We start from the raw sequence: 15518 nt of genomic DNA on the forward strand, positions 1-15518 counted from the left end.
CATGCCGACGTCGACGTGGGAGCGCCTGCCCGAGGCCCGCCGCTCGGCGGTCATCACGGCCGCGGAGACCGAGTTCGCGGCCCACGGCTTCTCCGGTGGCAGCCTCAACGTGATCGCCCGCAACGCCGGCGTCGCCAAGGGCAGCCTCTTCCAGTACTTCCGCGACAAGTCCGACCTGTACGCCTACCTCTCCCAGCGCGCCAGCCTCCGGATCCGCGATGACATGGCTGCAGCGATCGACGCCGCCGACTGGGGCAGCGGCCTCTTCGGCCCGCTGCGGGAGCTGGTCGTGATGTGGGAGGAGTACTTCCACACCCATCCCCTCGAGCTGGCGATGACGGCGGCGGTCAACCTGGAGCCGGACCAGTCAGCCCGACTCGTGGTGCGCCAGGTCGTCAACGAGCACTACGCCGCCGTGCTGCGACCGCTCCTGAGCGATGCCCGGGACCAAGGACACCTGCGACCGGACGCGGACGTCGAGGCCTTTCTCGCGCTGCTGCTGCTCCTGCTCCCCCACATCGCCCTGGCGCCCCACAACCCGGGCCTGGACCCAGTCCTGGGGCTCAGCAGCACCGATCGCGACGAGCGCCTCGCTGCGATCGACCGACTCGTCACAGTGCTCGAGACGGCCTTCGGGCCAGCCAGCTCGTCATCGCCTCGAACGGCGCACGCCACTCGGCGTCAAGCATCAGGTCGTGACCCATCCCGGGAAACGTGACCAGGTCTGCTCCGTAGCGATCTGCCGTCCGGCGTACGTCACGCAGCGGCACGAGCGCGTCGTCCGGGGTGGCGAGGACCAGCACCGGCGCGTTCCCTCTTGGCTGGGCAGGAGGACGGTGCATCAGGAGTTGGTACTGGGCGAACGGAGACTCTCCCCCACAGCGATCCGTGACCCGTTCAGCCTCAGCGGCGGTGAGCTGGTTGACCAGGTATTCCGCGCGCAGGGGCAAGGACATGCCGACCATCAACCGGGCCGCGTCCCCCGGGTGGCGACGAGCCACCGCCAGGAGCGATCCGACGGCGGGATGCGCGGGCACGGGGGCCACCAGCACGCCGGCGTGGGCGGCGTACCGGGCCAGCGCCTTCTGCACGACGAGTCCGCCCATGGAGTGGCCGACGAGCACCGCGCGCCGCGGCAGCGAGGCCGCGGTGTGCACGACGTCGTCCACATAGTGACTCAGCCGGGCCGTACGCAAGTTCCCCCCGCTCGCACCGTGCCCGCGCAACGACACCGCGTACGCCGGGTGCCCGGCCGCCGCAGCAGCTGTGAGCCAGTGCTCCCAGCACCACGCCCCATGGCCGAGGCCGTGCACGAAGAGCAGCGGTGGTTTCTCGTCGGCGTCGTTGCCCGGCAGGGCCGCGAGCACCTCGAGGCCGCGTGGCCCCGTACTGGACACGAGGTCGGGAGTGTTGCTCGTCACACCCACGCACCCTACAGTGGATTCCTCACATGACCAGTGGTCATATTCCTCGAATCCGGGAGCTCCTCCGATGACTGAACCCGCCACCACACCCCAGCTCGATGACACTGGTCGGCGGGTCTGCGTCATCGGCGCCGGCTCGTCAGGGATCGCGACGGCCAAGGTCCTCCACGAGCGCGGCATCGACTTCGACTGCTTCGAGCTCTCCGACCGGGTCGGCGGCAACTGGGTGTGGGGCAACAGCAACGGCGTCTCCTCCTCCTACAAGTCGCTGCACATCAACACCTCACGCAGCCGGATGGAGTTCAGCGACTTCCCGATGCCGGACCACCTGCCCAACTTCGCGCGGCACGACCAGATCGCGGCCTACTTCGACGCCTACGTCGACCACTTCGGCTTCCGCGACCACATCGCGTTCAACACCGGCGTCGAGCACGTGCAGCCACTGTCCGGCGGCGGCTTCGACGTGCGGTTGAGCACCGGCGAGACTCGGCGCTACGGCTCGGTCATGGTCGCCAACGGCCACCACTGGGACCCTCGCATGCCAGAGCCCGCCTTCCCCGGTGCGGAGAGCTTCACCGGTGAGCAGATCCACTCCCACCACTACGAGGACGAGAAGCAACTGGTCGACAAGGTGGTCGTCGTGCTCGGCATGGGCAACTCTGCGATGGACATCTCGGTCGACGCCAGCTACCACTCACGCGAGACTTACCTGTCCCACCGTCGTGGCGTGCACGTCGTCCCGAAGCACATCCTGGGGCGCCCCTACGACGCGATCGCAGGCCACGAGTGGCTCCCGTCCTGGATCCGTTGGCCCATCGCCCGCGTCGTGATGCGTACCGTTACGGGGCCGATGACGCGCTACGGCCTCCAGCAGCCCGACCACAAGGTCGCCCAGGCGCACCCCAGCGTCTCCAGCCGGGTGCTGGACCGGCTCGCCCACGGCGCGGTCGTCCCCAAGCCCACCATCGCGCGGTTCGAGGGACCGGACGTGGTCTTCACCGACGACAGCCGCGTCGCGGCCGACCTGGTCGTCTACTGCACCGGATACCGGATCACCTTCCCCTTCTTCGACCGCGGTTTCCTGGACCCCAGCGGCGACAACGAGATCGAGCTCTACAAGCGGATGTTCCACCCGGGGGTCCCTGGCCTCTACTTCATCGGCCTGGTCCAGCCATTGGGCGCGATCATGCCGATCGCCGAGCGGCAGTCGGAGCTCGCCGCCGACCACCTCCAGGGTCGCTACGCGTTGCCCGGCCCCACTGCGATGAAGTCGGAGATGACTCGCTACCGCAAGGCGCGGGCCAAGAGGTACGTCGCCAGCAAGCGCCACACCATCCAGGTGGACTTCGACGACTACATGCGTGAGTTGCGCGTCGAGCGCGCGGCCGGCGCCCGCCGGGCCGGCCGTACGTCGTCGGTCACCGAGCGAGTGGTCGCCTGACGTGGCGTCGCCCAGCGCTCCCCCGCCCCGGGTGGCGGTGGTGAGCGGCGCCGCCCGCGGGATCGGCCACGCCACCGCAGTCAAGCTCCTGCGCGACGGGTGGCGGGTCGGTGCCTTCGACATCGACGAGCCCGGCCTGCGAGACCTCGCCGAAGTGGCCGCCGCCCACGGTACGTCGGTGGTCACCGGACGCCTCGACGTCCGCGACCCCCATCAGTGGCACGCCGCGCTCGCCCGGGTCTGCGACGAACGTCTGGACCTGTTGGTCAACAACGCCGGGCTGCTCTCCTCGGGGCCGTTCGTCGAGACCGATCTGGAGAGGCACCGCGCGATCGTGGAGGTGAACGTGCTCGGCACGATCAACGGCGCCCACGCCGCCTTCCCCCTGTTGCGCCGGGCCGAGCGACCGGTGATGGTCAACCTCGGGTCCGCCTCGGCGATGTACGGCCAACCCGACCTGGCCACCTACTCAGCCACGAAGTTCGCGATCCGCGGCCTGACCGAGGCCCTCGAGCTGGAGTGGGCCGAGCACGGGATCGCGGTGATCGACCTGTGGCCACTCTTCGTCGCGACCGAAATGGTCGAGGGAGTCGACATCGGAGCCGTCCGCTCACTCGGGGTGCGGTTGAACGAGACCGATGTCGCGGACGCGCTCGTCCACGCAGTGGAGCGGCGTGCCGGGACGGATGGTCGGGGTCTGGTACGCCGCGTCCACCACGCCGTGGGCGCGCAGGCGCGTGTGCTCACGGTTGCCTCGCAGGTCACTCCGGCCTGGGCCAACCGTCTGATCACCAGACGCCTGACACGACGTCCCTGAGACCCTTGGAGCGCTCTGCCTACCCAGAACTGTCGGCACCCTGCTCCATCATCAAGACATGGACGCATCGACGCTGCTGACCCTGCTGCTCGGACTCCTGCTCGGCCTCGCGCTGGGCGGGCTGATCGGGTGGCTCTGGGCGCGGGCCCACTCTCCTGCCGACGCCCACGTGCAGGAGACGCTGCGCGCCGAGTTGAGGTCCCAGTCGGACGCCGTGCTCGAGTCCCGTGCCGGCGACCAGGCGGTGGTGAAGGAGGGGCTGGAGCGGCTCGCCGACCAACTGCGACTCCTGGAGCACGACCGTGCCACCTGGCAGGGCGAGTTCAACGCCCAGGTCCAGGGGATGCGCCACACCACCGAGTCACTGCGCCGCGAGACCGCTTCGCTGAGCACGGCCCTGCGCAAGCCCCAGGTGCGTGGTCAGTGGGGCGAAATGCACCTGCGCCGCGTGGTCGAGCTGGCCGGCATGGTCTCCCACTGCGACTTCTCCGAGCAGGTGCGCATCGACGACGGCGTGATGCGCCCCGACCTCGTGGTCAATCTCGCCGGCGGACGCCAGATCGTGGTCGACGCGAAGGTTCCACTCAGCGCCTTCCTGGACGCCACCTCTTCCGACGACGACACCACGCGCGCCGAGCACCTGGCCCGCCATGCCCGACAGGTGCGTACGCACGTCAACCAGCTCAGCGACAAGGCGTACTGGAAGTCGCTCACCGAGACCCCCGACTTCGTGGTGATGTTCGTGCCCGCCGAGGCGTTCCTCTCGGTGGCGCTCGACACCCAAAAAGATCTGCTCGAGTACGCCGCCTCCCGCAACGTGGTCCTGGCGACCCCCACCACGCTGATCGCCCTGCTGCGCACCGTGGCGCACGGTTGGCGCCACGAGACCGTGGCTGCCCAGGTCGCCGAGGTCATGCGTCTCGGCCAGGACCTGCACGAGCGGTTGGGCACCATGGGTGACCACTTCTCCAAGGTCGGTCGAAGCCTCTCCAGCGCCGTCCAGTCCTACAACCAGGCCGTGGGTTCATTGGAGGGCCGTGTGCTCGTGACGGCGCGCAAGTTCAGCGAGCTCGGTGTGGTCGAGCACCAGCTCGCCGAGGGCACCCAGGTGGAGCGAACCCCCCGTCAACTGACCGCTCCGGAGTTCGCCCTGCTCCCGGCCACCGACGCGTTCACCGACGATCTCGGCCGTCTCGACGGGCTGCGTCCTGACGTCGCGGGCGAGACACCTACGGCGCGGCGTGCCTCCGGAGCCTGAGAGTGGCCTATTTTTGACGCCGTGAGCCCAACTCAGCCTCCAGGGCTGTACGGAACCGAACCCGGACGCCAGGTCGTGGCACTCGGGCTCGCTCTGGTGTTCACCCTCGTCGCCGTCAACTGGGCACTCGGCCTCAGACTGGACCTCTTCTACGACCTGTCCTTCATCACGGTCTGCCTGGTGCTGGCAGTCCGGGTGCACCGCGACGAGTTCGCGGTCGCGGTGGTGCTCCCGCCGGCCTTGATGGTGACCGTGCTCCTGCTGTTGGGCTTCGTCGCTCCGGAGATGATCGCCGACGAGGACGACGGGGCCGTCCAGGCCATCGTCACCGGGATCGCCACCCACAGCCTCGCCCTGGTCGTGGGGTGGGCCCTCGCGTTGTGCACCCTGGAGCTCAGACGCCGCGGCGCGCTCGGCGACGAGTGAGACTCACTCGAAGCGGGAGGGATCTCCGGCCCCGACCCGGATGACCTCGGGGTAGCCCTCCGACCAGTCCACGACCGTGGTGGGCACTGCGGTCGTCTCGCCAGCCTCGATCACGATGTCGACCTGGTGGTCGAGCTCCTCCTTGACGTCCCAACCGCTGGTGCGGGCCTCGGTCTCGCCGGGCAGGATCAGGGTGCTCGTGAGCAGTGGTTCCCCCAACTCGGCGAGGATCGAGCAGACCAAAGGGTGGTCGGTGATCCGGACGCCGACGGTGCGCTTCTTCGGGTGCATCAAGCGCTTCGGCACCTCGGTGGTGGCCGGCAGGATGAAGGTGTAGGGGCCCGGGGTCGCCGACTTGATCGCCCGGAACGCCGAGTTGTCGAGGTGGACGAACTGGCCCAGCTGGGCGAAGTCCTTGCACATCAGGGTGAAGTGATGACGCTCGTCGAGGTCACGGATCTTCAGGATCCGGTCCCGGCCCTCACGGTTGCCCAACTGACACCCCAGCGCGTACCCCGAGTCAGTGGGATAGGCGATCAGAGCGTCATTGCGCAGTTGGTCGACGACCTGGCTGATCGTCCGCGCCTGGGGGTTCTCGGGGTGGACGTCGAGGTATCTGGCCATGGGCGGACTTTACAGCGCCTCAGGCCTGGCGGGCGGCCAGCTCAGCTGCTGCCCGGATGTCGCGTCGCAACTCCGGCGGGAGCGCGAAGATCAGCGACTCCTCGGCCGTGCGCACCGCCTGCGCGTCGGGGTACCCACGCTCGGCGAGGTAGGACAGGACCCCGTCGACCAACTCTTCGGGCACCGAAGCGCCCGAGGTGACGGAGACCTTCTCGACGCCCTCGAGCCAGGCGTCGTCGATCTCGGAGGCGTAGTCGATCAGGTACGACGCCTTGGCGCCAACCTCCAGGGCCACCTCGACCAACCGGACCGAGTTGGAGGAGTTGCGCGAGCCGACGACGAGCACCAGGTCGGCGTCCTTCGCGATCTCCTTGACCGCGACCTGGCGGTTCTGGGTGGCGTAGCAGATGTCGTCACTCGGCGGGTCGAGGAGCAACGGGAACTTCTCGCGGATCGCGGCGACGGTGGCCATCGTCTCGTCCACCGACAGGGTGGTCTGCGACAACCAGGCCACCTTGGCGGGATCACGCACGACGATGCCGGCGACGTCGGCCGGCGACTCGACGAGTTGGATGTGGTCGGGCGCCTCGCCCGCGGTGCCCTCGACCTCTTCGTGGCCGGCGTGGCCGATCAGAAGGATGTCGTAGTCGTCGGCGGCAAAACGCTTGGCCTCGTGGTGCACCTTGGTGACCAGCGGGCAGGTGGCGTCGATGGTCTTGAGGCTCCGCTCGGCCGCCTCAGCGTGCACGGCCGGCGAGACGCCGTGGGCGGAGAAGACGACGGTGGCGCCCGGGGGCACCTCGTCCAGCTCCTCGACGAAGATGGCCCCTCGCTCCTCCAGGGTGGTGACGACGTGCTTGTTGTGCACGATCTCCTTGCGCACGTAGACCGGCGCGCCATACAGGTCGAGTGACTTCTCGACGGTGATCACGGCCCGGTCGACCCCGGCGCAGTATCCGCGCGGAGCGGCGAGCAGCACGCTCCGGGCGGTGGCGGGATCGAGGACCGGGGGGAGGCCGAGGTCGGTGGTCATGGCCCCGAGTCTACGGGCCACCACCTCAACCGGGCCATCCACGCACATTCCCCTCAACCCGGCCGCCAACCCTGTCATCGGGTCCCCGTCGGCCCCACCCACTAGGCTCCCCGGCGTGGCACTCGAGACCTCGTTGGAGCAGCCGGCACCCGTCCGGTCGATCGCCAACGCCCTCTCGGGGTGGATCGACCGACTCGGCGCCGTCTGGGTCGAGGGCCAGGTCACCCAGGTGAGCCGTAGACCCGGGCTGCAGACCGTCTTCATGACGCTGCGCGACTCCCACGCCGACATCTCGGTCAACGTCACCTGCGCGCGCAGCCTCTACGACAGCCTCAACCCCCCTCTGGTCGAGGGCGCCAGCGTGGTGATGCACGCCAAACCCAGCTACTACGCCAATCGCGGCTCGCTGTCCCTGGTGGCTCGCGACATCCGGATGGTCGGGCTCGGAGAGCTGCTCGCCCGCCTCGAACGTCGTCGCCAACTGCTCGCGGCCGAAGGGCTCTTCGCTCCGGACCTCAAGCGTTCCCTTCCGTTCCTGCCGACCTGCGTCGGCCTGGTCACCGCTCCCAACTCGGCCGCCGAGCGAGACGTCCTCGACAACGCGCGGCGCCGCTGGCCCTCGGTCAGGTTCGAGGTCGTCCACGCCACCATGCAGGGCACCAACTCCGCCTCCACGGTGATCGCCGCCCTCCAGCGGCTCGAGGCCCACCCAGAGGTCGACGTGGTGATCGTGGCCCGGGGCGGCGGATCGGTCGAGGACCTGCTTCCCTTCAGCGACGAGGCCGTCGTGCGCGCCGTCTTCTCCATGCGCACTCCGGTGATCTCCGCGATCGGTCACGAGCCCGACCAGCCCCTCCTCGACCTGGTGGCTGACGTGCGCGCCTCCACGCCGACCGATGCAGCCAAGTTGGTGGTCCCCGACATGGCCGAGGAGCTCAACGGGGTCCGGTGGGCCCACCAGCGCATCCGTGCCCTGGTGCGGGCCTTCGTCGACCGCGAGCAGGGCACCTTGGACACGTTGCGCTCGCGCCCGGTGCTGGCCGACCCGCGTACGTTGCTCGACACCCGCGCCGACGAGGTCCACGCCCTGCGCGAGCGCGCTCGCCGCACCCTCAGCCACCGTCTCGACCGAGCCGCCGACGACGTTGACCACCACCGCGCCCGCGCCCGGGCCCTGTCGCCCCTCGCCACCCTGCAACGGGGCTACGCAGTGGTCCAGGACGACGCGGGCCACGTGGTCACGTCGATCTCCTCGGCCGCCGCGGGCACTGAGCTGACCGTACGACTGGCCGACGGCCGCGTGCACACCACCAGCACCGGGGTCGCGCCCGACCCCGCTGCCACCACCCCGGACCGAGACGCAGGAGCCAAGTCATGAGTCAGACCCCGACGGACCCCAAGGATCTCTCCTACGAGGAGGCCCGCGAGGAGCTCGTCGAGGTCGTACGCACCCTGGAGCAGGGCGGCACGACCCTGGAGGCCTCACTCGCGCTGTGGGAGCGGGGCGAGGCGTTGGCCCGTGCCTGCGAGGACTGGCTCAACGGGGCGCGCAAGCGTCTCGACGCAGCCGTCGACCCCGAATGAGGCGCGCCTCCTACTCCTGCAGGTCAGCCAGGGTCAGGGTCGAGGCGAAGTCGACGAGCACGTCTTCGTCGGCGGACCCGAAGACCATGAGGTAGTGGTCCTTGCGGTCCAACACCAGGGCCGTGTCGCCACCCTCGTCCTCGAAGCTCTGCCACTCGCCGCCGAGGTCACCCTCGATCTGGACAGCATCCCCCTCGACCGCTTCGTCGTCGACGAAGGTCTCGAGCAGGTCTTCGAGGCGCTGGTCCTCCTGACGGAGCCCGACGAACCGGCCCTCGTCGGTCAGCAGGTTGAGACCGAAGGTCACCGGCTCGGTGGGAAGGAACTCGATGGTCGTGGCGATCCACCCGTCCTGGAGCTCTGCGGGGTGGGCCACTTCGTGGCCCTGGCTCTGGATCGAGACGACGGCCGTGGTCCAGTCGATGGCCTCGGGCTCGAGCTCGGGCACGTCCCGGGTGGTCTCGCGGAAGACGACGAACGCGATGACGCAGCCGACGAGCACGATCATCGCGCCGACCATGCCGGCCATGGAGGTCTGGTAACGCCCTGGACTCTGACTCACCCGACCAATACTCGCAGGCTCAGCCCAGCCCCTGCAGTCCGGTCCTGTCCGAGGCAGTGACCGGCGTCGGGGCCGGCGCTGAGCGGCGATAACATGCGCCCATGACGACCGTGGACCTCTCCGTCTCGCCCCTCTCCCCCGACCGCAACCTGGCCATGGAGCTCGTACGAGTGACCGAGGCCGCTGCGCTGGCTGCCGGACGTTGGGTCGGGCGTGGCGACAAGTACGGAGCCGACGGGGTCGCGGTCAACGCGATGCGGGTGATGATCTCCTCCGTCGCGATGAACGGCACCGTCGTGATCGGTGAGGGCGAGAAGGACGAAGCCCCCATGCTCTTCAACGGGGAGCGGGTCGGCGACGGCACCGGACCCGAGGTCGACGTCGCCGTGGACCCGATCGACGGCACCACCCTGACCGCCAAGGGGATGAACAACGCGGTCGCCGTGATGGCTGTCGCTCCGCGCGGCGCGATGTACGACCCCTCGGCCGTCTTCTACATGGAGAAGTTGGTCACCGGCCCCCAGGCCGCCGACGTCGTCGACATCCGCAAGCCGATCGCCGAGAACATCCACGCCGTGGCGAAGGCCAAGGGCACTCGCCCCGAGGACGTCACCGTCGTCATCCTGGAGCGTCCGCGTCACGAGGCGATGATCCAGGAGATCCGGGCCACCGGCGCCCGCATCCGCCTCATCACCGACGGCGACGTCGCCGGCGCGATCATGGCGGCCCGTCCGGGCACCGGGATCGACCTGATGCTCGGCATCGGCGGGACCCCCGAGGGCATTATCGCCGCGTGCGCGATGAAGGCGATCGGCGGCACGATCCAGGGCCGCCTGTGGCCCACCGACGACGCGGAGCGGCAGCGCGCCCTGGACGCCGGCCACAACCTGGACCCCGACTTCGTCCTCCACACCGACGACCTGGTCACCGGGGACGACTGCTTCTTCGTCGCCACCGGCATCAGCGACGGCGAGCTGATGCAGGGCGTGCGATACCTGCCCAACGGCGCGGCGACCACACACTCCCTGGTCATGCGCTCGCGCTCCGGGACGATCCGCCAGGTCATCTCCGAGCACCAGCTCGGCAAGATGAAGCAGTTTTCGGCCATCGACTTCGAGAAGTGACCTGACCGGACCTGAACCCTCCACGGGCGCACCCCGCCCCACCGCTCGAGCCCCGCGACGATGTCGTGGGGCTCGAGCCGTTTCGCGGGGCGGACCCGGGGGTACACCGCGATGACGCAGGGGTTGCGTTCCGTAGTCAAAGAGGACTAAATGTGATGTAGCCCACACAAGGAGGGTTCATGAGTTCTCCCCGCCCCGTACGTCGGCAGTTGCGCCGACCGCTCGCCACCCTGAGCGCTCTCGTACTGGGATCGACCCTGCTGGCTGCGTGCGGTTCCGACTCCGACAAGACCGTCCTGAACTGGTACATCAACCCGGACGCCCAGGAGACGGTCGAGCAGATCGCAGCAGACTGCTCCACCGACGAGTACGACATCGCCGTGCAGCTCCTGCCCAACAACGCGACGGAGCAGCGTACGCAGCTTGCCCGCAGACTGGCGGCCAAGGACTCCTCCACCGACCTGATGAACCTGGACCCCATCTTCGTGCCAGAGTTCGCCAGCGCAGGGTGGCTGGAGCCCTTCCCCGACGACATGGCAGCCGAGGTCCTCGACGACGACGTGCTCGAGGGCGCAGCGGCGACCGCGACCTGGGAGGACCAGGTGGTGACCGCCCCGCAGTGGGCCAACACCCAGGTCCTCTGGTATCGCAAGTCGCTGGCCGAGGCCGCGGGGCTCGACATGAGCCAGCCCGTCACCTGGTCGCAGGTGATCGAGGCCGCCGATGAGAACGGCGGCACGGTCGGCGTCCAGGCCAACAAGTACGAGGGCTACATCGTCTGGCTCAACGCGATGGTGATGGGCGCCGGAGGCGAGTTGGTGAGTGACACCGAGTCGGGCCGCGACGCGACTGTCGAGATCGATTCCGAGGCCGGCAAGGCTGCCGCCGAGGTCATTGCCCAACTGGTCGACTCCGACGCCAGTCAGTCCGACCTCACCGTCTCGAACGAAGGCACCAGCCTGGGCCAGATGTTCCCCGCCGAGGGCGCCGGTGAGTTCATGGTGAACTGGACCTTCGTCTACAAGCAGTACGAGTCGACCGTCGGCAACCAGCCGGAAAGCATCTCCCAGGACGAGTTCGACGACCTGGGGTGGACCCGTTATCCCGCCACAGTTGAAGGTGAGGAGTCCCGTCCCCCCATTGGTGGCATCCAGGTGGGGGTGGGCGCCTACGGCGAGAACAAGGAACAGGCGCAGGAGGCCGCTCTGTGCGTGACGGGCACCGACGCCCAGGAAGCGCTCGCCGTCGAGGCCGGCCTCTTCCCCTCCCGGGGCTCCGTGTACGAGTCCTCGGCCCTCACCGAGGCCTACCCCGAGGACCTGCTCGCCCTCTTCCGCGAGTCCATCGACGGCGCCGGGCCTCGACCACAGAGCGCCTTCTACAGCCAGATCTCCGGAGCGCTGCAGTCGGTGTGGCACTCACCGACCTCCGTCGACCCGGACACCACCCCCCGGGAGTCGGCCGAGTTCCTCACTGAGGTCCTCGCCGGAAGGAGACTGCTGTGAGCACCACCATCGCTCCCCGCCAGGAGACCAGCGCTCCGCGTCAGGAGGCCAGCGACCGCGCCGTCGCAGAAAACAGTCTCGGGCGCAAACTCGTCGCTCCGGCGCTCGTCCTGATGTTGCTGGTCACGGCCTTCCCGATGCTGCGCGCGCTCTGGCTCAGCCTCTTCGACTACAGCCTCACGGCCCCCGACGACCAGAAGTTCATCGGCCTCACCAACTACGTCACGGCCCTGACCGACCCGCTCTTCTGGAGCACCACGCTCAACACGGTCTTCATCATGGTCGTGACGGTGGCGGTGGAGCTCGTCATCGGCTTCATCTTCGCGATGGTGATGCACCGGGTGATCTTCGCGCGCGGCGTCATCCGCACCTCGATCCTGATCCCCTACGGCATCATCACGGTGGTCTCCGGCTTCGCCTGGCAGTTCGCCTTCTCCAACACCAACGGCTTCATCAACGGCTGGTTGCCCCTGATCGAGGACAACTTCAACTGGTTCGGGGAGTACGGCTCGGCCATGGCCGCCATCATGGTCTCGGAGATCTGGAAGACCACGCCGTTCATGTCGCTGCTGCTGCTGGCGGGTCTCGCGCAGGTGTCGGAAGACATGCTGGAGGCCGCCCAGGTCGACGGTGCCTCGTGGTGGCAGCGTCTGTGGAAGGTGATCCTGCCCAACATGCGTTCGGCGATCATGGTGGCGGTGCTCTTCCGGGCCCTGGACGCCTACCGGATCTTCGACAACATCTTCGTGATGACCGCCGGCGCCCAAGGCACCGAGTCGGTCTCCTTCCTCACCTATCGACAAGTGATCGAGCAGTTCCAGCTGGGCATCGGCTCAGCGCTCTCGGTCCTGCTCTTCATCTCTGTGCTCATCGTGGCCTTCGTGATCGTGAAGGTCTTCCGTGTCGACCTTGCCTCGGCCAGGCAGGAGGGTTGAGATGAAACTCAAGACTCGCATCGGCGTCATCCTCGGCGGTCTGTTGATCCTCACCTGGTGCCTCCTTCCAGTGGCCTGGATCATCTCTCTCAGCTTCAAGTCGCAGAAGTCGGTGACCGAAGGAAGCCCCGGCTTCCTGCCCACCGAGGCCGGTTTCGCCGGGTGGGAGAACTACACGTCAGTGCTGGAGAACGAGCAGTTCCGGCGGGCGATCTTCAACTCGATCGGCATCTCGCTCATCGCCACGCTGCTGTCGGTCATCCTGGCGACGCTGGCGGCGTACGCGATCGCCAGGCTCGAGTTCAAGGGCAAGAAGTTCGTCCTCACCACGGCCCTGGTGATCGCGATGTTCCCGGTGGTCTCCCTGGTCGGCCCGCTCTTCGACGTGTGGCGCTCCATCGGGATCTACGACACCTGGATCGGCCTGATCATCCCGTACATGTCGTTCACCCTGCCGCTGGCGATCTGGACCCTCTCCGCCTTCTTCCGGGAGATCCCGTGGGAGATGGAGCAGGCGGCACAGGTCGACGGGGCCACCTCGTGGCAGGCGTTCCGCAAGGTGATCGTCCCGCTCGCGGCTCCCGGTGTCTTCACCGCCGCGATCCTGACCTTCTTCTTCGCCTGGAACGACTTCGTCTTCGGCATCTCGTTGACATCCACCGAGTCCGCTCGACCGATCCCGGCCGCGCTCTCGTTCTTCGTCGGAGCCGACCCGTTCAACCGGCCGGCATCCCTACTGGCCGCCGGGGCCGTGGTCTCCACGATCCCGATCGTCATCATCGTCCTGCTGTTCCAGCGCAAGATCGTCGCCGGCCTGACCTCCGGCGCAGTGAAGGGTTGATCCGATGGCTTCCATCACCATGAAGAACATCGTCAAGAAGTACGGCGACGGGTTCCCCGCCGTCAACGACGTCAGCATCGAGGTGGCGGACGGCGAGTTCATCATCCTCGTCGGCCCCTCGGGCTGCGGGAAGTCGACGTTGCTGCGGATGATCGTCGGCCTGGAGGACATCACCTCCGGCGACATGCTCATCGGGGACCGCAAGGTCAACGACCTCGCGCCCCGCGACCGCAACCTCGCGATGGTGTTCCAGAACTACGCGCTCTACCCGCACCTGACGGTCTACGAGAACATCGCCTTCCCGCTCCGGCTCGCCGGCGCCAAGGAGGACGAGATCGACAAGAAGGTCCGTGACGCGTCGGCGACCCTGGAGCTCGACGAGCACCTGGAGCGCAAGCCCGGCAACCTGTCGGGTGGTCAGCGACAGCGGGTCGCGATGGGTCGCGCGATCGTGCGTGACGCCGACGCGTTCCTCTTCGACGAGCCCCTCTCCAACCTCGACGCCAAGCTGCGCGGCCAGATGCGCACCGAGATCGCGCGGCTGCAGAAGCGCTTGGGCATCACCACCGTCTACGTCACACACGACCAGACCGAGGCGATGACGCTGGGCGACCGGGTGGCCGTGCTGAAGCGCGGCCTGCTGCAGCAACTGGCCTCACCGCGCGAGCTCTACGAAAACCCGGGCAACCTCTTCGTGGCCGGCTTCATCGGCTCCCCGCCGATGAACTTCCTGCCCGCCGAAGTCTCCGGCACCACGGTCAAGCTCCCCTTCGGCGAGGTCGAACTGCCGCAGGAGAAGGCGGACAAGGTCCAGGACCGTGGGCTCCTGATCGCCGGCATCCGTCCCGAGCACTTCGAGGACGCCAACGTGATGGACAGCGGGATCGCGACTGCCGGCTCCACCTTCCGCGCGACCGTTGACGTGGTCGAGTGGCTGGGCAACCAGGCCTTCGCCTACATCCCCTTCGAGGCCCCGCCCGAGGTGCGCAAGCAGCTCGAGCAACTGGAGAAGGACCTCGACGGTGACTCCCTGCGTACGCAGCTGGTCGTCTCTCTCGACGGCGCCAGCAAGGTGGCCGAGGGCGACGAGGCAGAGATCTGGATCAACTCCGCGAAGATGCACCTCTTCGACCCGGAGACCGGCGAGAACCTCACCGTCGACCGCGACCACGCCGGCGAGATCCCAGGCCTCGACAACCCCCAGGACCAGGCCAGGGCCGAGAAGATGGCCGCCGAGGGCCAGGAGTGACCACTACTGGGGCTGGGACTGCGACTGGGTTCAGGTGCCGAGCATCTTCTTGAGTTTGCCCGGCTCCCCCGGCATCCGCTTGCGCGTCACGGTGACAGCACCCATCAGTGCGAAGCCCTTGACCCGGATGACCGGGGCCTGGGGCCCGTAGTCCGGCGGTACGCGGTCCCGCCCCTGCTCGAAGGAGCCCATGAGTCCGACGCCCTCGACAATCACGTGGGTGCCGGCGTTGACGTAGATGTCGATCGATCCCATGACCGTGTTCGCGTTGATCACCGTCTCGGCGGCGGCGAATGAGGCCTGTCGGAGGTCGAGGGTCACCTCTCCCATCATCGAGAAGGCGGTGTGTGTCTGGGACACCAGCCACGGCCCTCTGCGGTCCACCCCGGACAGCACGGCCACCGACGAAGCGGGACTCGACAACGGCATCCCCGCCGGAGCACTCCCCGCATGCGCCTGGCGCGTCACCGGCCCGGGACCGATCATCGGCGCGGGCAGGTTGGAATTGGGCAGGTCCATCGTCAGCGGCACCAGGTCGGCGTAGACCTTCGCGGCGTAGGCCGCCTCGAGGCGCTCGTCCAGCTCCTCGAGGTCGATCCGTCCCTCGCCTGCCGCGTCCCGCAGCATGTCGGCCACCTTGTGCCGGTCCTGGTCCGAGATGCGCAACTGGGAAGGGTCAGGCTGATCCATGCTCC

Annotated in this window: 17 protein-coding genes; 12 read left to right on the top strand and 5 right to left on the bottom strand. The window is 68.2% G+C overall.

All coding sequences use genetic code 11. The annotated features are described in order from the left end of the window. Position 1: 1 nt before the first annotated feature. Positions 2 to 718: a TetR/AcrR family transcriptional regulator gene (locus tag DNK52_RS03325; protein WP_110239474.1), complete on the top strand. Its 717-nt coding sequence runs from the start codon at positions 2 to 4 to the stop codon at positions 716 to 718. On the opposite strand, the gene DNK52_RS03330 is transcribed toward DNK52_RS03325, so the two are convergent. After that, complete coding sequence (locus DNK52_RS03330; protein WP_204163347.1) at positions 612 to 1421, bottom strand: alpha/beta hydrolase; 810 nt, start codon at positions 1419 to 1421, stop codon at positions 612 to 614. The two genes, DNK52_RS03325 and DNK52_RS03330, sit on opposite strands and share 107 nt — an antisense overlap. Positions 1422 to 1491: 70 nt before the next feature. Between DNK52_RS03330 and DNK52_RS03335 the strand changes: the two genes are divergently transcribed. From DNK52_RS03335 to DNK52_RS03350, 4 genes are read left to right on the top strand one after another with little or no spacing between them, the layout of a single operon-like run. Continuing rightward, positions 1492 to 2865 carry a flavin-containing monooxygenase gene (locus tag DNK52_RS03335; protein ID WP_110239476.1) on the top strand — a complete coding sequence of 458 codons (1374 nt, stop codon included), beginning with the start codon at positions 1492 to 1494 and terminating at the stop codon, positions 2863 to 2865. A 1-nt stretch (position 2866) separates the two neighbouring features. Further along, positions 2867 to 3682 carry an SDR family oxidoreductase gene (locus DNK52_RS03340; protein WP_204163348.1) on the top strand — a complete coding sequence of 272 codons (816 nt, stop codon included), beginning with the start codon at positions 2867 to 2869 and terminating at the stop codon, positions 3680 to 3682. A 58-nt stretch (positions 3683 to 3740) separates the two neighbouring features. Further along, complete coding sequence (locus tag DNK52_RS03345) at positions 3741 to 4940, top strand: DNA recombination protein RmuC (RefSeq protein WP_110239481.1); 1200 nt, start codon at positions 3741 to 3743, stop codon at positions 4938 to 4940. A 21-nt stretch (positions 4941 to 4961) separates the two neighbouring features. Next, positions 4962 to 5366, top strand: coding sequence for a DUF6542 domain-containing protein (locus DNK52_RS03350; protein WP_162598581.1), 405 nt, complete (start codon positions 4962 to 4964; stop codon positions 5364 to 5366). A 3-nt stretch (positions 5367 to 5369) separates the two neighbouring features. On the opposite strand, the gene DNK52_RS03355 is transcribed toward DNK52_RS03350, so the two are convergent. Together DNK52_RS03355 and DNK52_RS03360 are read right to left on the bottom strand one after the other, a co-directional pair. Further along, a complete protein-coding gene (locus DNK52_RS03355; RefSeq protein ID WP_110239485.1) occupies positions 5370 to 5990 on the bottom strand; it encodes an L-threonylcarbamoyladenylate synthase in 621 nt (206 codons plus the stop codon). 19 nt (positions 5991 to 6009) lie between these two features. Next, positions 6010 to 7023 (bottom strand): 4-hydroxy-3-methylbut-2-enyl diphosphate reductase, encoded by a 1014-nt coding sequence (locus DNK52_RS03360; protein WP_110239487.1) that lies wholly within the window; start codon positions 7021 to 7023, stop codon positions 6010 to 6012. 115 nt (positions 7024 to 7138) lie between these two features. Between DNK52_RS03360 and xseA the strand changes: the two genes are divergently transcribed. After that, on the top strand, positions 7139 to 8401 hold the full coding sequence (xseA, locus tag DNK52_RS03365) for an exodeoxyribonuclease VII large subunit (protein ID WP_110239489.1): 1263 nt from the start codon (positions 7139 to 7141) through the stop codon (positions 8399 to 8401). After that, positions 8398 to 8607, top strand: a complete 210-nt coding sequence (locus tag DNK52_RS03370; protein WP_110239491.1) for an exodeoxyribonuclease VII small subunit — start codon at positions 8398 to 8400, stop codon at positions 8605 to 8607. Before xseA ends, DNK52_RS03370 begins: the two co-directional genes overlap by 4 nt. A gap of 10 nt (positions 8608 to 8617) precedes the next feature. Here the strand turns inward: DNK52_RS03370 and DNK52_RS03375 are convergent, their stop codons facing one another. Next, positions 8618 to 9169 carry a DUF4245 family protein gene (locus DNK52_RS03375; protein WP_162598582.1) on the bottom strand — a complete coding sequence of 184 codons (552 nt, stop codon included), beginning with the start codon at positions 9167 to 9169 and terminating at the stop codon, positions 8618 to 8620. Between the two features lie 101 nt (positions 9170 to 9270). Between DNK52_RS03375 and glpX the strand changes: the two genes are divergently transcribed. The 5 genes from glpX (at position 9271) to DNK52_RS03400 (ending at position 14823) form a co-directional block, all read left to right on the top strand. Then, positions 9271 to 10293, top strand: coding sequence for a class II fructose-bisphosphatase (glpX, locus tag DNK52_RS03380; protein ID WP_110239495.1), 1023 nt, complete (start codon positions 9271 to 9273; stop codon positions 10291 to 10293). Positions 10294 to 10472: 179 nt separating this feature from the next. Beyond that, entirely contained in the window at positions 10473 to 11798 is a 1326-nt protein-coding gene (locus tag DNK52_RS03385; protein WP_110239497.1) for an extracellular solute-binding protein, read from the top strand. Next, positions 11795 to 12733, top strand: coding sequence for a carbohydrate ABC transporter permease (locus DNK52_RS03390; protein WP_239455357.1), 939 nt, complete (start codon positions 11795 to 11797; stop codon positions 12731 to 12733). The genes DNK52_RS03385 and DNK52_RS03390 overlap by 4 nt, the downstream gene beginning before the upstream one ends. Position 12734: 1 nt before the next feature. After that, positions 12735 to 13574, top strand: a complete 840-nt coding sequence (locus DNK52_RS03395) for a carbohydrate ABC transporter permease (protein WP_110239499.1) — start codon at positions 12735 to 12737, stop codon at positions 13572 to 13574. A 4-nt stretch (positions 13575 to 13578) separates the two neighbouring features. Beyond that, a complete protein-coding gene (locus DNK52_RS03400; RefSeq protein ID WP_110239501.1) occupies positions 13579 to 14823 on the top strand; it encodes an ABC transporter ATP-binding protein in 1245 nt (414 codons plus the stop codon). A 30-nt stretch (positions 14824 to 14853) separates the two neighbouring features. On the opposite strand, the gene DNK52_RS03405 is transcribed toward DNK52_RS03400, so the two are convergent. After that, complete coding sequence (locus tag DNK52_RS03405) at positions 14854 to 15513, bottom strand: DUF1707 SHOCT-like domain-containing protein (protein WP_110239503.1); 660 nt, start codon at positions 15511 to 15513, stop codon at positions 14854 to 14856. Positions 15514 to 15518 lie beyond the last annotated feature (5 nt).

Source organism: Nocardioides gilvus (genome assembly GCF_003194605.1).
Classification (GTDB): domain Bacteria; phylum Actinomycetota; class Actinomycetes; order Propionibacteriales; family Nocardioidaceae; genus Nocardioides; species Nocardioides gilvus.